At 39.0% G+C, this 16,833-nt stretch carries 18 protein-coding genes and 1 tRNA gene; 8 read left to right on the top strand and 11 right to left on the bottom strand.

Annotated elements, in window-relative coordinates:
* Positions 1-37: 37 nt before the first annotated feature.
* The 3 genes from ZA05_RS16800 to ZA05_RS16790 form a co-directional block, all read right to left on the bottom strand.
* Positions 38-568, bottom strand: coding sequence for a YceI family protein (locus ZA05_RS16800; RefSeq protein ID WP_053992846.1), 531 nt, complete (start codon positions 566-568; stop codon positions 38-40).
* Between the two features lie 95 nt (positions 569-663).
* The gene (locus ZA05_RS16795) at positions 664-1,497 is read right to left on the bottom strand and encodes an AraC family transcriptional regulator (RefSeq protein WP_053992845.1); all 834 of its coding nucleotides are present in this window, start codon (positions 1,495-1,497) and stop codon (positions 664-666) included.
* 39 nt (positions 1,498-1,536) lie between these two features.
* Positions 1,537-2,415 (bottom strand): DUF4886 domain-containing protein, encoded by an 879-nt coding sequence (locus ZA05_RS16790; RefSeq protein ID WP_231632514.1) that lies wholly within the window; start codon positions 2,413-2,415, stop codon positions 1,537-1,539.
* A 190-nt stretch (positions 2,416-2,605) separates the two neighbouring features.
* Here ZA05_RS16790 and ZA05_RS16785 point away from each other — a divergent pair, with 190 nt between their 5' ends.
* From ZA05_RS16785 to ZA05_RS16760, 6 genes are all read left to right on the top strand, one after another.
* On the top strand, positions 2,606-3,622 hold the full coding sequence (locus ZA05_RS16785; protein ID WP_053992925.1) for an LLM class flavin-dependent oxidoreductase: 1,017 nt from the start codon (positions 2,606-2,608) through the stop codon (positions 3,620-3,622).
* 17 nt (positions 3,623-3,639) lie between these two features.
* Complete coding sequence (locus tag ZA05_RS16780; RefSeq protein ID WP_053992844.1) at positions 3,640-4,185, top strand: 2'-5' RNA ligase family protein; 546 nt, start codon at positions 3,640-3,642, stop codon at positions 4,183-4,185.
* A 314-nt stretch (positions 4,186-4,499) separates the two neighbouring features.
* On the top strand, positions 4,500-5,180 hold the full coding sequence (locus ZA05_RS16775) for a TetR/AcrR family transcriptional regulator (protein ID WP_053992843.1): 681 nt from the start codon (positions 4,500-4,502) through the stop codon (positions 5,178-5,180).
* Positions 5,170-6,834 carry a peptidase domain-containing ABC transporter gene (locus ZA05_RS16770; RefSeq protein ID WP_053992842.1) on the top strand — a complete coding sequence of 555 codons (1,665 nt, stop codon included), beginning with the start codon at positions 5,170-5,172 and terminating at the stop codon, positions 6,832-6,834. The genes ZA05_RS16775 and ZA05_RS16770 overlap by 11 nt, the downstream gene beginning before the upstream one ends.
* A 5-nt stretch (positions 6,835-6,839) precedes the next feature.
* Positions 6,840-8,198: an HlyD family secretion protein gene (locus ZA05_RS16765; protein ID WP_053992841.1), complete on the top strand. Its 1,359-nt coding sequence runs from the start codon at positions 6,840-6,842 to the stop codon at positions 8,196-8,198.
* A gap of 27 nt (positions 8,199-8,225) precedes the next feature.
* A complete protein-coding gene (locus ZA05_RS16760; RefSeq protein ID WP_053992840.1) occupies positions 8,226-9,650 on the top strand; it encodes a TolC family protein in 1,425 nt (474 codons plus the stop codon).
* A gap of 271 nt (positions 9,651-9,921) precedes the next feature.
* Here ZA05_RS16760 and ZA05_RS16755 read toward each other — a convergent pair.
* Positions 9,922-9,995, bottom strand: a tRNA-Arg gene (locus ZA05_RS16755).
* 180 nt (positions 9,996-10,175) lie between these two features.
* On the opposite strand from ZA05_RS16755, the gene ZA05_RS16750 reads away from it, so the two are divergent.
* Both ZA05_RS16750 and ZA05_RS16745 read left to right on the top strand, forming a co-directional pair.
* Positions 10,176-10,733 carry a YeeE/YedE family protein gene (locus tag ZA05_RS16750; protein ID WP_053992839.1) on the top strand — a complete coding sequence of 186 codons (558 nt, stop codon included), beginning with the start codon at positions 10,176-10,178 and terminating at the stop codon, positions 10,731-10,733.
* 12 nt (positions 10,734-10,745) lie between these two features.
* Entirely contained in the window at positions 10,746-11,159 is a 414-nt protein-coding gene (locus ZA05_RS16745) for a DUF6691 family protein (RefSeq protein WP_053992838.1), read from the top strand.
* A gap of 6 nt (positions 11,160-11,165) precedes the next feature.
* Here ZA05_RS16745 and ZA05_RS16740 read toward each other — a convergent pair whose 3' ends face one another.
* The 7 genes from ZA05_RS16740 to ZA05_RS16710 form a co-directional block, all read right to left on the bottom strand.
* Positions 11,166-11,441, bottom strand: a complete 276-nt coding sequence (locus tag ZA05_RS16740) for an ATP-dependent Clp protease adaptor ClpS (RefSeq protein WP_053992837.1) — start codon at positions 11,439-11,441, stop codon at positions 11,166-11,168.
* A 44-nt stretch (positions 11,442-11,485) separates the two neighbouring features.
* The gene (gene prmA, locus ZA05_RS16735; RefSeq protein WP_053992836.1) at positions 11,486-12,319 is read right to left on the bottom strand and encodes a 50S ribosomal protein L11 methyltransferase; all 834 of its coding nucleotides are present in this window, start codon (positions 12,317-12,319) and stop codon (positions 11,486-11,488) included.
* Positions 12,320-12,443: 124 nt separating this feature from the next.
* Complete coding sequence (tpiA, locus tag ZA05_RS16730) at positions 12,444-13,193, bottom strand: triose-phosphate isomerase (RefSeq protein ID WP_053992835.1); 750 nt, start codon at positions 13,191-13,193, stop codon at positions 12,444-12,446.
* A gap of 49 nt (positions 13,194-13,242) precedes the next feature.
* Entirely contained in the window at positions 13,243-13,734 is a 492-nt protein-coding gene (locus ZA05_RS16725) for a TlpA disulfide reductase family protein (RefSeq protein WP_082333829.1), read from the bottom strand.
* Positions 13,735-13,760: 26 nt separating this feature from the next.
* Complete coding sequence (locus ZA05_RS16720) at positions 13,761-14,837, bottom strand: ABC transporter permease (RefSeq protein ID WP_053992834.1); 1,077 nt, start codon at positions 14,835-14,837, stop codon at positions 13,761-13,763.
* 4 nt (positions 14,838-14,841) lie between these two features.
* Positions 14,842-16,158 carry a BT_3928 family protein gene (locus ZA05_RS16715; protein WP_053992833.1) on the bottom strand — a complete coding sequence of 439 codons (1,317 nt, stop codon included), beginning with the start codon at positions 16,156-16,158 and terminating at the stop codon, positions 14,842-14,844.
* A gap of 7 nt (positions 16,159-16,165) precedes the next feature.
* Positions 16,166-16,702, bottom strand: coding sequence for a DUF1599 domain-containing protein (locus ZA05_RS16710; RefSeq protein ID WP_053975512.1), 537 nt, complete (start codon positions 16,700-16,702; stop codon positions 16,166-16,168).
* Positions 16,703-16,833 lie beyond the last annotated feature (131 nt).

Below are 16,833 nucleotides of genomic sequence, written 5' to 3'. Positions count from 1 at the left end.
ATTTTAAGAACTTCGTCCTATCCATTTCAGAGGTAAATTAAGAAACCTGTTTTACAAACTGTACTTCGGCTACCAATTTCACCTCGTCACCTACCAGTACACCTCCCGTTTCCAAAGCGGCATTCCAGTTAAGTCCAAAATCTTTACGGTTGATTTTTCCTGTGATTTCAAAGGCCAGTTTTTCATTACCCCAAGGATCCTTGTTGGTGCCGCCATATTCAACATTCAAATCAACTTCCTTACTAATGTTTTTGATGCTAAGAAGTCCTTTTAATTTGTATTCGTCACCATCAACTTTTGTAAGGGATGAACTCTTAAAGATAATGGATTTGTGGGTTTCCACATCAAAAAAGTCAGCGCTTTTTAAGTGGGTGTCCCTTTCTGTGTTTTGTGTTGAAATGGATGCTGCCTCAATAGTTACCGTGATAGGAGCAGAAGAAAAGTCTTCACCATCAATGCTTGCTTCATAATTGGTGAAATTTCCCTTTACGTTGGAGATCATTAAGTGTTTTACCTTAAAACCTATGTCGCTGTGTGTTGGGTCGATGACCCATTTTGTAGTAGCCATATTCTTTGTGTTTTTTGTTACTATAAAATTACACTACAAAGGTGCAAATGATTGAATAGGTTAACCTTATACTATTCGGAAAAAGGGTTGTAGATTTAGGAAAAGAGCAGTTTTTTCATGTCTTCTCTAAACTCACTGGGCGATTGTCCAGACTTCTTTTTAAAGACGTTGGAGAAGTATGAGTTTTCATTATAACCTAGGTCATAGGCGATTTCTGAAATGCTTTTATCAGTAGAAACCAGGAGGTTTTTGGCTTCAATAAGCTTGCGGGTTTCAATGAGTTCCGAAACGCTCTGTTCCAGGATGTTTTGGCAAATGATGTTGAGGTTTCGGGACGACATGAACAGTTTTTCGGCATAAAATTCCACGCCAACAGGTCTATGGTAGTTGTCGTCCAAAATGCTTAGGAAATTTTTAAAGGTGGTGTTTTGTGTTTTTTCAAGAGAGGCATCGGTAGGTGTTTCTTTTTTGCGTTCCACTTCAACCATTGTAAAGAGTACACTCAGCAGTTGCCGTATGATGCCGTAATTGGGAGTGTTTTGTTGGGATTCGTCGTAAATCATTTCACACAAAGACGTTAGACGTTGGAAACAATAGTCGCTTTTCAGCTTTAAATTTGCTTGATTATGGTATAGAGAATATAGCTGAAAGGTGCTTTCTGGAATAAATTCGCTTTTAAAGCGGATGCCCCATATATCGCACTTGCCATTGATGGCTTTTGGGATGATACGGTGCACTTTGCCTTTGGTGATGAAGCTCACAAAGGGAGCTTCGATAGTTTTGGAGTTAAAGTCTATAAAGTGTTCCAAGCCACCTTCAACGCCAATGAGCAGTTCTTCAAAATCATGATTGTGAGGCTCGTCAGGCTGCGTCGCAATTGTCTCAGCTTCGGCCTCATCAACTTTAAAGATATGGAAGAGTTTGTTCATGTTAAATCGCTAATCAAGTATTTAATTTACTAAAAATTTTCATCCTGCAATTTGTTTTAACAATGTTGCGGTTTTTGGCGCAATGTCACCATGGTATTTTAAAGTTGTAGCTTTTTGATTGGTTAGTATTTGATAGAAAATACAGGCATTCAAAAATGCACCATATTGGTTCGGGTGCATACTATCATCATAAAGTTCAACTTCGGGATGGGTATTGGAAACTTCAAGAAATTTGGTGCCATTATCGGTTTTAGTAAGTCCATGAGCGTTGGCCAATACGTCATATGATTCATTTATAACCGAGAGTTCCTGTTCAGGATTTTCAAGACTTTTTGAACAGCACTTTGGTTTTTCGATAGACTCATCGATGTGATATGATGAATAGCAATATTGTTTAGGATACTCTTTTTTGGAAGGCCATGTATAGAACAGTACAAATTTGAAATGAGGATTGGAAACCATGTTTTGTATGTCCGTAATTGCTTTGGATACCTTTAAATCTAGATTTTCTGGAATTAAAACACTAACGGTCCCTGTTTGAAGTATGATGACATCCCAGTTTTTTGAGGTGATTTTTATTTCCGTCTCGGTACGCTCTCCTTCTTCCTTTTTCCTTGTGTGGATTCCGTTTTCTGTTCTTATAGTCACAATATCCGACAAATGTCCGGTTAATGATAGACCGGGAAATGTAATTTGGTCGATGCTTATGTTGGGATGTGTTTCATTCAGCATGTTTTGGAGTGTTTGGGGCATGTCGTGAAAATAAGTCAGGCTATTTCCAATAAATAATACATTAAGTTTTTCATTGGACATATCGCCTTGCAATTGTACTGCCAACGAAACAAGTAGGCAGATTAGTAATGAAGTGGTTTTCATAAAGTATTGAAATGGTTGGTTGTTAATAAGTATGAAGTACATTGTTCTAAATTACTAAAATGTAAGGGATTTCCAATAAAAGAGTAACATCAATATCAATAGAAGCACTCATTTGTCATAACCACTTTGGCTCTGTACCTTTGCATTTAATTTCTACAATACTAATTTCTGGGGAATGAGAGCACTGCTTTGAGTTTAGACACTGAAGCATTGAAACCCAAATATGCAACATATGAATACAAAACAAACCGCCTATTCCATTCTGGAATTGGCATTGATATCTAAAGGACAATCGGTTCAACAAACCTATAAAAATGCGGTGGCCTTGGCACAAAAAGCCGAAGCCTTGGGCTATACCAGAATTTGGTTTGCCGAGCACCATAACATGATGGCCGTGGGCAGTAATGCGCCAACGGTGTTAATAGGGCATGTAGCCCAACAAACCTCTAAAATACGCGTGGGTGCTGGAGGAGTGATGTTGCCCAACCATTCCCCATTAATTGTGGCGGAGCAATTTGGGACTTTGGGAAATTTGTATCCCAACCGTATCGATTTGGGACTGGGCAGAGCCCCAGGTACCGATCGCGATACAGCCATGGCCATAAAATCGGATTTTTTGCAGGCCGCACATTCTTTTCCGAATGATGTGGAGCAAATACAAGGGTTTTTCTCAAAACATAATGAAACGGCAAAGGTTAGGGCCGTGGTTGCCGAAGGCGTGGAGCTGCCTATTTATATCTTGGGTTCCAGTACTGATAGTGCCCATTTGGCCTCCAAAAAAGGGTTGCCTTATGCATTTGCCAGTCATTTTGCAACAGCGCATCTAGATGAGGCCTTGGCCATTTATAGAGCGCAATTTGTGCCTTCTGAAGTTTTGGAGGCTCCATATGTAATCGCTGGCGTTAATGTGATTATTGCCGAGACAGATGAAGAAGCCGAACGTTTGCAGACGTCCTCCTTGCGCATGATTATTGGGATGTTTACGGGGAAACGTGATTATTTGAATCCTCCCACAGAGATGACCCCGGATTTAAAGGAAATCATGCAGCATCCTTCCATTCAAAACATGATCAAGTACAGTTTTGTAGGGAGCAAGGCAGCTGTGAAGAAACAGGTGGCCGCCTTTTTAAAGCAAACCCAAGCCGACGAATTGATTATATCTACCAATGTCTATGATGTTAATGATAGACTGTATTCCTTGGAAAAGTTTGCTGAGGTGATGCAGGAACTCCGTGTAGAGCTTGGATAAGGGAAACTCAAAGGGCTATGTCTGAAATAAAAATATACAATTTGCGAATTGTGCCACCCAGCCCCATTTATGAGGAAGTGGCTGCTTTTAAAACGCAATTTATAGAGGTTTTTGGCCCCCTTCAATATTCAAAATCCAAACCGCATATCACTTTGGTTCAATTTAAAATGATTGTGGAGAATGAGCCCTTTTTGATAAAATCCTTTGCAAGCTTGTCTAAGGCCAAGAAATTTAAAATGTCCATTGAAGGCTTTGATATGTTTGAAAAGGGCTCAAACGTATTGCTGTTAAAAGTAAGGCCATCCAAAGAATTTGACCACTTACTGGAGCAACTAAAACTGTTGTGGCAAAGGGACTTTCATAGGGAGTTAAGGTCTTTAATTGTTTCCAGTACCCCGCACATCACTATTTCGAAAACAAGGGATAGCGCAACACTTCATAAAAGCTTTGAATTGTTTAAGGATGTGGTTTATGTCAAGGAATTTGAAGTTAATGAGCTCACTTTGCTGTCCAGACTAGAACATAATACTTGGGATTGGGAGCATCGCATTGTGTTGGGGTAATCCGGTCTGTCTTTTGGAATCATCTATTTCACTTCTTCCAAAACTGTAGGAATATATTTATTAAGAAGACATTGTTTTCCTATTCATTTCATTAAAAATAAAGCTAATAGTCTTTGTTGGGTTGGGTTAAGATGTTGTATTTTAGAGAGTTGTTTGTAGGTGTGTAGTTTGTAAGTTTGAAAATGAAGACTATTCAATTAACCGTCTAGGCTCCTAATCGCATCATTTTGTAGAAATTTTCACAAATTTTTAATATATCAAATCACAATAATAATAGCAATACTATTAGATTTGTGATTTAAATAATTATTATAATGATCAATTTGCTGCAAAACTTTAAAATTGAAGTCCCCAAAGGCATCTTTATCAAGGATCCCGAGACCTCAGACTTGGGAAAGCGCATCATCAAGCATAGCATTGAACTCATTGACCAACTTGGCTTTGAGCAGTTCAATTTTAAAAAGTTGGGAGCCAATATCAATTCCAACGAGAGCTCTATTTATCGGTATTTTGAGAGCAAGCACCATTTGTTGATGTACTTGACTTCTTGGTATTGGGTATGGATAGAATACCAGTTAGTGTTGGAAACATTTGCCTTAAAAGCACCCAAGGAAAAACTGGAAAAAGCCATCGAGGTGCTTACCAGAACGACCGAACAGGATAGCAATTTTGAGCACATTAACGAGGTGTTGCTCAACAAAATCATCATTAAGGAAAATGCCAAGGCTTACCTTACCTGCGATGTAGATACCGAAAATGAGGAAGGCTTTTTTATGCCTTTTAAACGCGTAGTGAAGCGCTTTGCAGAGGTGATTCAAGATTACAATGGTAAGTATCAGTTTCCATTGAGTTTGGCTAGTTCCACTGTTGAGGGGGCATTACATCAGCATTTTTTTAAGGATCACTTCAAGACCATTACCAACAGTACCGAAAACACTTCGATTACACAATTTTATACAAACGTCATTTTTAACACCCTAATGCATGGAGAATAACGAAACCCTATCACCTTGGAAACGCTTTTTGGGCTTGGTGCAACTAGAAAGGGAAGACATTTTTAGAGTGGCCTATTTTGCAATCTTTGAAGGGATTTTGGCTTTGACCCTGCCTTTGGGTATTCAAGCCATTATAACGCTTTTACAAGGAGGGCAAGTCTCCACATCATGGATTGTATTGGTGATATTGGTAACCACAGGGGTGGCCTTTACGGGTATCTTAAAGTTGTTTCAAATGCGTATCATCGAGAGCATCCAACAGCGCATTTTTGCTAGGGCCTCCTTTGATTTGGCTTATCGTTTTCCTAAAATAAAAATGAATGAGATGCGCAATTATTATCTGCCGGAACTCGCCAATAGGTTCTTTGATACCTTGAGTATCCAAAAGGGCTTGTCCAAAATTTTAATCGATATCCCATCGGCCTTTTTGCAGGTTTTGTTTGCGTTGATCCTATTGTCTTTTTATCATCCGTTCTTTATCTTATTTGGACTTTTGTTATTGGGACTTATTTTCATTGTGTTTAAATATACCGCCAAAAAAGGTCTGGACACTTCGTTAACGGAGTCCAAGTACAAATACAAAATGGCGCACTGGCTGGAGGAAATTGCACGAACCGTTATTAGTTTCAAGCTTTCGGGAAGAACCAGTTTGGCCCTAAAAAAAACGGACGATTTAGTCTTTGACTATGTGAATTCGCGAGAGAACCACTTTAAAATATTGATGCTTCAGTTCAAGCAAATGATTGGTTTTAAGGTGGTGGTTACCGCTGGGTTGTTGTTGGTAGGTGGGTATTTGGTGTTGCATCAACAAATGAATATTGGGCAGTTTGTTGCGGCAGAAATCATTATCATATTGATTATTGCTTCGGTAGAAAAACTCATTCTGGGATTGGAGTCTTTTTACGATGTTTTGACGGCTATCGAAAAGCTTGGGCAGGTAGTGGATAAACCAATAGAGAGCCAATCTGGTGAGGACATCATTAATGGAAAGCCATTTACCATTGAATTGAAGAATGCTGGCTATAGTGTGGCCAACCGAAGAAAGCCCATTTTGGAACATATTTCCTTTAAGATTGAACCAACAGATCGCGTATTGATTCAAGGCGACAGTGGCTCGGGCAAGTCCAGTTTGCTGCAACTAATTTCTGGGGTGTTGGCTCCAACCGATGGGTATATCTATATAGACAATTTATCCATAGAGAGCTTGCACATTAATAAATACCGTTCGCATTTGGGAATGGTACTTTCCGAGGAATCTCCCTTCGAAGGAACAATCAGGGAAAATGTAACCTTCGGAAATCCAGAAATAAATGACGAGGACATTTATAAAGTGTTCGAAAAATTAGGTCTGACTACTTTTTTAAAGCGACAGCCTAAAGGGTTGAACACCTTGCTAAAGCCAGAAGGCAAACAGGTTCCTTATTTTATTTCGGCCAAATTATTGCTGGCTAGGGCCATTTTAAAACAGCCCAAAGTGCTCATTTTGGAAGAGCCTTTAAAGCAGTTCAATATTGAGGAATCCGAAAAAATATTTAGGTATTTATGTGATGCATCCAACCCTTGGAGCGTGATTGTGGTAAGTAACCTTAATGTGTGGAAGCGCATGTGCAACAAGCACATTATTTTGGAAGATGGGCACATAATTAATTCGTAAACGCTATGCTAAATATATCTAATAATAAAGTCTCGGAATTTTTTGATCTGGAACAGTACAAATCAGGTCAAGCTACCTTGCACAAGGATCAGCATCGTTTATTTAGAAGGGTACTTTTGGTGAGTACCATCATGCTGGTAATCATCTTATTTTTGCCATGGACCCAGAATATTACAAGTAAGGGTTTAGTAACCACTTTAAAGCCTAATCAAAGGCCACAAACCTTACAGTCTCCTATCCCAGGGCGTATTGATGCTTGGATGGTACAAGAAGGCGATTTTGTGAAGGAAGGCGACACTATTCTTAAAATTTCGGAAATCAAAAGTGAGTATTTCGATGAACAGTTAACCGATAGAACTGGAGAACAGATTAGGGCTAAGTCGGCTTCGGTGGAAGCTTATCGCTCTAAAGTGCAGGCTTTGAAAAATCAGTATGCAGCCTTGCAGAAGGAACAGCAACTGAAGTTGGAACAAGCCAAGAATAAGTTACTGCAGTCCAAATTAAAAGTGGAATCAGACAGTATTGACTTGGAGGCTGTCAAGACCAAGGCTCAAATTGCCCAAACCCAATTTGAAAGAACCGTAACCTTACAGGAAAAGGGTCTGAAAGCAGTTAAGGACGTTGAGGAGTATAGAAATAAGCTTCAAGAGGCCAATGCTAAATTGATTTCACAGGAAAACAAATGGCTGGCTTCCAAAAATGAAGTCATCAATTCAGAATTGAATATTTCTACTATTCAGGCCACTTACGGGGATAAGTTGGCCAAGGCCCAAAGTGATTTGTTTTCGGCAGAGTCTAATGCTTTGGATACCGAAGCTCAGGTATCGAAACTTGAAAATAGTTTGGCTAATTACGTAAAGCGTAACAGCCTGCAATTTATTACGGCGCCTCAGGATGGTTACATCAATAAGGCTATAAAATCGGGGATAGGAGAGACCTTTAAGGAAGGTGAGCCCTTGGTTGGGATCATGCCTGCCAATTATGAGCTCGCAGTGGAAATGTACGTAAAACCAATAGACCTACCGCTTTTGCATAAAGGGGAGCATGTACAGGTGGAGTTTGAAGGCTGGCCTGCAATTGTGTTTAGTGGGTGGCCCAATGTGTCCTATGGTACCTATGGAGCCCAGATAGTGGCTATTGAAAATTTTGCCAGCCAAAATGGTATGTATCGTGTTTTGATTACAAGAGATCCCGATTATGGACCTTGGCCAGAAGCCCTTCGAGTGGGGTCTGGAGCTAAAACCATTGCTCTTTTGGAGGATGTCCCTATTTGGTTTGAAATATGGAGGCAAATCAACAGTTTTCCTCCCAATTTCTATACACCAACCGGCCAAGATGCTGCACAAATGAGTGATTCAAAATAAATAACCCTTATCATTTAACGCTACCTAATGGTTTTTAAAAACATACAGTTTCCAAAATATAAATCAGTGCTTCTAGTGTTGCTTTGTCCTTTAAGTTTTATGGGGCAAGGACAAGCAATTTCTGATAGTATTTTTTCTTTGGAAGAATTTTTAGGCTATGTCAAGCAGTATCATCCCGTAGTAAAACAGGCAAGGCTTATTGCAAGTGAAGGAGAGGCTAAGTTACTCAAGGCTCGAGGTGCCTTCGATCCCAAAATAGAAGTGGATTACAGTAAAAAGGAATTTACGGGGACCGAATATTACGATAAGCTAAATGCGGCATTCAAAATCCCTACGTGGTACGGAATAGAGCTTAAGGCGAACTATGAAAACAACGAAGGTTATTATTTGAACCCTGAATCTACAGTTCCCGAGGATGGGCTGTACAGTGCAGGGGTGTCCATGTCCTTGGCCAAAGGCTTTTTGGCTAATGAACGTATGGCAACTTTAAAGCAGGCGAAGCTTTATAGGGATATCGGTTTGAACAAGCAGAGTATGGCCGTAAACGAAGTGATTTACAAGGCTGTTGAATCGTATTTCGCTTGGTTAAAATATTATCAGGAATATCAAGTATATGCTGCTTTTAAAGAGAATGCCAGAGAACGTTTAAATAACGTCGTTGTGAGTTTTGAGGCGGGAGACAAACCAGCTGTGGATACCCTGGAGGCAAGCATTAATTTGAAGAATAGGGAGCTGGATGTTGAAAAATCCCGAATTAACTATGTGAAATCCCGATTGGAACTTTCCAATTTTTTATGGTTGGAAAATAATGTTCCTGTTGAATTGGATTCTAGTTTGGTACCAGATGAAAATTCCTTACTTATTGCCGATCAAGTATTAAATAGTAGTTTGTTGGAAGTGAATGCAGAGCTTTTGGAAAACCATCCAAAAATACAGGCAATCAACCTTGAAAAAGAGCAATTGGTATTGGAGAAGCGGTTAAACACCAATAATCTGTTCCCAAAAATAGATGTGCAGTATAATTTTTTAACTAGCGATTATGAGCATATAAACTCGCTTACAACCCATAATTACAAAGCAGGACTCAACATAAGTATGCCTTTGTTTTTGCGAAAGGAGCGAGGTGATCTAAAACTTACGAAATTGAAATTGCAGGATATCGATTTTAGTTTATCGGCAACAAGGGTGAGTTTACTTAACAAGATCAATGCTGTGCAACAAGAAATAACTTCGTATGAAACCCAAAGTGCTATAGCTCAAAATTTGGTCAACGATTACAAGCAATTGGTAGCTTTTGAGCAAGAACGGTTTGAGTTGGGAGAAGGCTCTTTGTTTTTAATTAACTACAGAGAAGCCAAATTAATCGAAACGGAATTAAAACGAATTGATATTAATAATAAAGTTCTTTCTACCAAGGCCAAGTTTGCCCAAATATTGAATACGTTGGAGTAGTGGTGGGGCTTGAAAAGGGGTGTAAAGTCAAAAAAAGAAACCGCAATGCGCGGTTTCTTTTTTTTTATGGTTGAAGTTATTAAGTTTCTGGAGGTTTTAGTTGATGAATTCATTTCAGGGAGTCGATCATTTTAAAGGTTATGGCGCCTTAACTTTTTAGTATTTCTACAATTATATTCCCTTGAATGAAATCATAACTATCAATAAAAAAACAAAACCACCTAAATCTTAAGACTTAAGTGGTTCTTGAACTAATTTCCATTTCAAATTGTGACCTCGACAGGATTCAAACCTGTAACCTTCTGAGCCGTAATCAGATGCGCTATTCAGTTGCGCCACGAGGCCGTTTTTTTGTGGGTGCAAATATAAGGTATTTATTAAAAAACATCCAAACTTTTATTTAAAAAATTTCAATAGTTTTTTCATTCGCCTGTTTCCTAGGACAAAGTTTAATATCTTTAAGTAACATTTATTACATAGCAGCTCAAACAAACTGATTATATTTGCAGCTTTTTAAAAATTTCTATGGACTATATTCTTCAACCTTGGCCCTGGTATGTAAGCGGCCCTTTAATAGCAATCGTGATGTTCCTTTTACTGTATTTTGGTAAAACCTTTGGAATGTCATCCAATTTAAGAACCCTTTGTGCCATTGGTGGTGCGGGCAAGAAAGTACCTTTCTTCAATTTTAACTGGAGGGATCAAAAATGGAACTTGGTCGTGGTTTTGGGTACTGTAATTGGTGGCTTCATTGCGCACTTTTTACTTTCTTCTCCAACTAATATAGACCTTAACCCTGATACCGTAGCCAAATTAAATGAGCTAGGATTTGACAACGTTGGCAAATCATTATTGCCTCAGGAGCTTTTTAGTTGGGATGCCGTATTTTCTGTAAAAGGATTGGCCATTTTAATTATTGGAGGATTTCTAGTTGGTTTTGGTACCCGCTATGCAGGCGGATGCACCTCTGGGCATGCCATTACCGGATTAAGTAGTTTGCAACTACCTTCCTTAATTGCTGTAATAGGCTTTTTTATTGGAGGACTTATCATGGTCCACCTATTGTTCCCATTAATCTTTTAGACACACATTATGATGAAATATATTAAGTTTTTATTGGTTGGTATCCTGTTTGGAATTGTTTTGGTAAAATCGGAAGCAGTATCTTGGTACCGTATTTATGAAATGTTCCGTTTTGAATCCTTCCATATGTACGGCATCATTGGAAGCGCCGTTACCACAGGGGTATTGATTTTATTGGTATCCAAAAAAATGAAGATGAAAAACATTACAGGCCAACTCTTGGATGTTCCCAAGAAAGAAAAGGGCTTGATGCGCTATATTATTGGAGGCTCTATTTTTGGTTTGGGATGGGCACTCTCAGGAGCCTGCCCAGGGCCAATGTACATCTTGGTAGGAACAGGCGTGTTCCAAATGCTCATAGTGATTTTGGCCGCCATATTAGGCACCTATGTGTACGGGAAGTTAAAAGATAAACTGCCTCACTAAAAAGGCTTATACAATTTCCGCGCTTAAGCCTGCCTCCAGCATCTTGGAGCAACGTGGCAATAAATCGTCGTAATCACCAGTTTTTACAGTGCATTTTCCATTATAATGAACGATAATGGAACATTGTTCAGCTTGTTCTGGTGTATGGTCGCAGGCATAGATAAGCGTCTCAATTACGTGGTCAAAAGTATTGACTTCGTCATTGTACAATACTATCTCATTTTGTTTTAGGACTTCTTCTGCACACAGTAAATCTTCCGATGTTTTTTCTCTTACACTCATAATCTCAAAAAACGTAATATGTTGATAATAAGACTAAATTGTCTCTAATTTAAGAATTTTAAAGCAACCCAATGGTTTTTTTCCAAAATATCCACACACTTCAATCCATGGGCAGCACACTCTTTTTCAATGGTTTCGATGTCATCTTTATAAAAACCACTCAAAAATAAACTTCCATTTTGATTCAAACATTTGCTGTAATATTTCAGGTCGTTCAATAGGATATTGCGGTTGATGTTAGCAATAATCACATCATAATGCTTGCCTTCCAACAACTGGGCATCGCCTTCGTAAACGGTAATGTGTTCGCAATTATTGCGCTCTACATTTTCCAGACTGTTCAGGTAACACCAATTGTCAATATCGATGGCCTCAATAGGATGTGCGCCTTTCATTTCGGCCAAAATTGCCAAAACTCCAGTGCCACAGCCCATATCCAATACCGATTTACCCTTTACATCATTCTTTAGAAGGTGCTGGATCATCATGTGCGTGGTTTCGTGGTGCCCAGTACCAAAACTCATTTTAGGCTCAATCACGATATCGTATTCCGTATTGAATTTATCATGGAAAGGTGCTCTTACGGCACAACGATCGTCTACTACAATAGGACTGAAGTTCTTTTCCCATTCCTGGTTCCAGTTGGTCTGCTCTATTTCTTCAAACGTATAACTAATCTGAAATTCCTCTGAATTCAAAATCTGGATATCTTCAAGGATGTTCTCATTCCAGTCCTCCTTTTGAATGTAAGCGGTCACCCCTTCTTCGGTTTCCACAAAACTTTCAAAACCGACATAGCCTAATTCTGCAATTAAAATTTCGGTGCCGGGACTTAGCGGTGCCACCTTGAATTCATACCCAATGTATATTTCAGACATAGTTAAAGTTTTTGCAAATTTAGGAAACCTAGCATAGCCACAACACTTTTTAACGTTTTCATAAAAAAATCCCATAGCTGTATTATCGACTATGGGATTGTTATTTTATATGGAAAGCCTAAACTTAGAAAGCATTTACTATAGCAAAGAAATCATCGGCCTTTAAAGAAGCGCCTCCAATTAATCCACCATCAACATCTGGTTTAGAGAAAATTTCCTGAGCATTGGCTGGCTTTACACTTCCACCATATAAAATGGAAACCTCATCGGCGACTTCAGCTCCATATTTGTCAGCCAAAGTCTTTCTGATAAACGCGTGCATATCTTGAGCTTGTTCTGGTGAAGCGGTTTCTCCTGTACCAATGGCCCAAACAGGTTCATAGGCCAAAATAATATGTTTAAAAGCCGAAGCATCCAAATGGAATAATGCATTGGCAATTTGAGAACCTACAACCTCTTGCTCTTTGCCCGCTTTTCTTTCTGCCAACTCTTCACCAAAACAGAAAATAACACGCATGTCGTTTGCTAAAGCGGCATCTACCTTTTTAGCTAATAGTTCGTCCGTTTCGTTAAAGTACTCTCTACGCTCGCTGTGACCCAAAATCACTGTTTTTACGCCCACACTTTTTAACATAGTTGCACTTACTTCTCCTGTGTAAGCACCACTTTCCGCAAAGTGCATGTTTTGGGCAACCACTTCAATATCACTATCCTTCAAGGCTTGGTAAGCAGGCCAAAGGTTGGTAAATACGGGTGCAATCATCACTTCAGCATCCGATGTAATTGTTTGTTTTTTCAGTTCAGAAATCAATGTTTCTGTCATGGACAAATCATTGTTCATTTTCCAGTTTCCTGCTACAATATGTTTTCTCATTTTAATGCTCACCTTCTGCTGAAGGACTTTTATTAATTAAACTTTTGTTTTATTTCAATGCTTCAATAATCATGGGGTCGTCTGCTTTTACTGCACGAAACAGGCTGATAGTCCCTTCTGGCGACACCACCATGTATCTTGGAATCCAATCCAGATTGGCAAAACTGCCAAAATCTCCCTTTCTTCCGGATTGCATATAATAATGCTCTCCAGCAATTCCATATTTTTCTATTGCAAATTTCCAGGATTCGATAGACCTATCCAATGATAAAAATAAGTAAACCACATTTTTTTCCTGTTCCTGCAAACTCTTCACCTTGGGCAAACCTTGTAAACAATCCTTGCACCATGAAGCCCAGACATCTATCAAAATGGTTTTGCCTTGGTATTTAGACGATATCTGCTGAAATGAGATTTGCTGTCCGTCAAGGTTTGTAAAAGTATCCTTTAAAGCGGCTTCGGAGAATGTGGTAGGGACTTCTTGGGCTTTACAGCCAATGCAAACGAAAAGAAGAAGGACTAAAACTTTTATTGATTTCATAACACCCCTATTTTCCTGTCCAGACCCTATTCCAATTTTATTTTGGGATCGAGCCAAGCATAAATAATATCTACAAAAATATTAATAATTACGAAGAGGGTGGCAATAATCAACACCGAACCCATAATGACGGGAAGATCCAAAGTGTTTAAGGCGTTCACGATTTCCTTACCCAAACCGTTCCAACCGAAGATGTATTCCACAAAAACAGCGCCTGCCAACATAGAGGCAAACCAACCCGAAATGGCCGTTACCACAGGGTTCATGGCATTTTTAAGGGCATGTTTTTTTATAATTTGAAATTCACTCAGCCCTTTGGCTTTTGCAGTTCTGATATAATCTTGGTTAAATACCTCCAACAAGGAATTTCGCATCAATTGAATAACCACTGCCAACGGACGAATCCCCAACACAATGGAAGGCAATATCAAGTTTTTCCATTTTATGTGGATACCTTCCCCAAAATCGTCCATTTCATATAGGCTTCCGGTCATTTCCAAATGGGTGTATTTGTGCAATACAAACCCAAAAAACCACGCAAACAGAATGGCACTGAAAAAAGAAGGCACACTCATTCCCAAAGTACTCAACACCTGAATGATCTTGTCCAACCATTGGTCCTTGCAAAGAGCCGATACTATTCCTAAAAATATCCCCACACCAATGGCGATGATTATGGATGAAATAGCCAATACAAACGTATTGGGAAGGGTTTCTGCAATCACTTGACTGACTTCTTTCCCTTGCTTGGTAAAGGACTCCCGTAAATAAGGCAGTTTTAAAACAATATTGGTCTTCCCGATTTCAAAAAGTCTCATCGCAGAATATTTCCCAGACCTTAAAAAAGTATAATCATTAGGGTTTGTAGAATGGAAAGACAAAGGAGACAAATCGTTTAAATAGTAAGCATATTGGGTTGAAATAGGCTTATCAAAACCGTATTTTGCCTTAACGGCCGCCAATTGCTTACTATCTTCATTTTGCCCCAACATCATTTGAGCAGGATCGCCCGGCAATACATTAAATAAAAAGAAAATAACCGTCACTACTCCAAACAAAGTGAGCAGCGCATACCATATTTTATTTAACAGATAATTGACCAAGCAGCTAGTTGTCTTTAAGTGTCACTTTTATAACACCTGTGGCTTGTTCATCAGCTTCCAACTCAAGTTCTCTTAACAAAGTACTGTCTTTGATAACTTTCATTTGTTCAATCATAGTAGAGTCCAATGCCTCTATAGCCTCTTTGGTAGCACGTTCATCATTGATAAAATACACAATGTGCTCCTCTACTTTTTCAACCTTAGGTTCTGGTTTGCGGGCTACTTTAGGAAGGTCTAAATCATCAACATCATTCCAATGTACTTTCTGCATGATGGTCCCTTTTTCCAATACCAATACTCCAGGATTGGAACGCACAATCGTTTTCAACACCTTTTCATCACATAAATAAAAGTCGAAATCTAATTTATAGTCTTCCTTTATTTTCTGCTTAACAGGAGTTCCAGAGGCAGATAATCCAATTACTGTATACCCATTTTCAATAGCCTGATCCGTAATTGTTTTTAGAGCATTTAATCCATCTTTTTCGGCACTTTCCAAGCTATAACTCACCACCATTACCAAATGCTCTTCTTCAAGAAAATGTGTCGTGAAGTCATCATCTTCGGACTCAATGGAAAAATCCAAAATCGTAGGTTCATAACCAGGCTCTATTACCGTTGTTTCTACACTGATGTATTCCCCGTCTACACTTGGGTAGCTTCCGTTGGTCACAAACTCTTTTTCTTCACCATTCACCTTAAACAACCATTTCCATTCCATTACAGGCTCTTTGGCCCCTTCAGGAATACTCATTTTTTCCTTAATATTACTTCCTATACTGTAGGCCCTAAAATCGATAGCAGGCAAATGCATCAGCACATGGTAGGCAAACCACATACACACAATAAAGCTCAATAGAGATACCATGGTCACTCCCAACTTACTGAAGATTGGCTTGATATACCTAACATTGAAGAATAGCACCAATATCAGCACCAACAAAATCACGTCTTTTGTAAAAGATTCCCATGGGGTTAATTTGATGGCATCTCCAAAACAACCACAGTCTTTCACCTTATCAAAATACGCCGAATAGAAGGTCAGGAATGTGAAGAACACAATCATCCCCAGCAAACTCCATACGGTGAATTTAGGTTTGTATCCCACCAAAAGGAACACTCCCAAAACCACTTCAAAAATCACAACGAATACCGAAATCCCCAAGGCATAAGGCTCCAAGGAAGGGATATTCAATACGTCGTAGCTAAAGTACTCTTGAAGCTTGTAGGAAAACCCTAGTGGGTCGTTCAATTTTATAAATCCTGAAAAAATAAAAAGTGCCCCTACCAAGAGACGGCAAATGTTTACTATAAATTTCATAAAAAGCTTATTGGGTTAAATGAATCATGGCAAATACAGAGTAGTTGATCATATCCTGATAATTGGCATCAATCCCCTCACTCACCAGCGTTTTGCCCTTGTTGTTTTCAATCTCTTTTACGCGAAGTAATTTTTGAAGGATCAAATCCGTAAGGCTGCTCACACGCATGTCTCTCCAAGCCTCACCGTAATCATGGTTTTTGTCCATCATGAGTTGTTTGGTCAAAGCAATCTTTTCATCATACAATTTGGTGGCTTCCTCAACAGACATATCTGGTTTTTCAACCACACCCTTCTCCAATTGAATCAAAGCCATGGTGCAATAGTTGATAATTCCAATGAATTCACTGGTTTCATCTTCATCAATCTTTCTTACGTCGTTTTCCTGTAATCCGCGAATGCGTTGGGCTTTTATAAAAATTTGGTCTGTTAGGGAAGGAAGTCTTAAAATGCGCCACGCGCTCCCATAATCTTTCATTTTATTGATAAAAAGGGCTCTACAGGTGGCAATGACTTCATCGTATTGTTTTGAAGTTTCTTGCATTGAATACATTTAATTTTCCGTAAATTTCGCATAAAAAACTTTAAACATCAAAGTTTAAGGTTTAAAGTTTGGGCGATGTCCAAAAATGTATTGGGATTTTCTTTTTTCTCGAATAAGCGCCTTAATTTTGA

The sequence above is a fragment of the Mangrovimonas sp. TPBH4 genome (assembly GCF_001280505.1).
Taxonomy (GTDB): domain Bacteria; phylum Bacteroidota; class Bacteroidia; order Flavobacteriales; family Flavobacteriaceae; genus Mangrovimonas_A.
This window is presented reverse-complemented; position numbering and strand designations above follow the sequence as displayed.

Excerpts from the sequence above, each read along its gene's own strand:
- ZA05_RS16800 (WP_053992846.1), bottom strand. The coding sequence starts at position 568 with ATGGCTACTACAAAATGGGTCATCGACCCAACACACAGCGACATAGGT.
- ZA05_RS16795 (WP_053992845.1), bottom strand. The coding sequence starts at position 1,497 with ATGAACAAACTCTTCCATATCTTTAAAGTTGATGAGGCCGAAGCTGAG.
- ZA05_RS16790 (WP_231632514.1), bottom strand. The coding sequence starts at position 2,415 with ATGTACTTCATACTTATTAACAACCAACCATTTCAATACTTTATGAAA.
- ZA05_RS16785 (WP_053992925.1), top strand. The coding sequence starts at position 2,606 with ATGAATACAAAACAAACCGCCTATTCCATTCTGGAATTGGCATTGATA.
- ZA05_RS16780 (WP_053992844.1), top strand. The coding sequence starts at position 3,640 with ATGTCTGAAATAAAAATATACAATTTGCGAATTGTGCCACCCAGCCCC.
- ZA05_RS16775 (WP_053992843.1), top strand. The coding sequence starts at position 4,500 with ATGATCAATTTGCTGCAAAACTTTAAAATTGAAGTCCCCAAAGGCATC.
- ZA05_RS16770 (WP_053992842.1), top strand. The coding sequence starts at position 5,170 with ATGGAGAATAACGAAACCCTATCACCTTGGAAACGCTTTTTGGGCTTG.
- ZA05_RS16765 (WP_053992841.1), top strand. The coding sequence starts at position 6,840 with ATGCTAAATATATCTAATAATAAAGTCTCGGAATTTTTTGATCTGGAA.
- ZA05_RS16760 (WP_053992840.1), top strand. The coding sequence starts at position 8,226 with ATGGTTTTTAAAAACATACAGTTTCCAAAATATAAATCAGTGCTTCTA.
- ZA05_RS16750 (WP_053992839.1), top strand. The coding sequence starts at position 10,176 with ATGGACTATATTCTTCAACCTTGGCCCTGGTATGTAAGCGGCCCTTTA.
- ZA05_RS16745 (WP_053992838.1), top strand. The coding sequence starts at position 10,746 with ATGAAATATATTAAGTTTTTATTGGTTGGTATCCTGTTTGGAATTGTT.
- ZA05_RS16740 (WP_053992837.1), bottom strand. The coding sequence starts at position 11,441 with ATGAGTGTAAGAGAAAAAACATCGGAAGATTTACTGTGTGCAGAAGAA.
- prmA (WP_053992836.1), bottom strand. The coding sequence starts at position 12,319 with ATGTCTGAAATATACATTGGGTATGAATTCAAGGTGGCACCGCTAAGT.
- tpiA (WP_053992835.1), bottom strand. The coding sequence starts at position 13,193 with ATGAGAAAACATATTGTAGCAGGAAACTGGAAAATGAACAATGATTTG.
- ZA05_RS16725 (WP_082333829.1), bottom strand. The coding sequence starts at position 13,734 with ATGAAATCAATAAAAGTTTTAGTCCTTCTTCTTTTCGTTTGCATTGGC.
- ZA05_RS16715 (WP_053992833.1), bottom strand. The coding sequence starts at position 16,158 with ATGAAATTTATAGTAAACATTTGCCGTCTCTTGGTAGGGGCACTTTTT.
- ZA05_RS16710 (WP_053975512.1), bottom strand. The coding sequence starts at position 16,702 with ATGCAAGAAACTTCAAAACAATACGATGAAGTCATTGCCACCTGTAGA.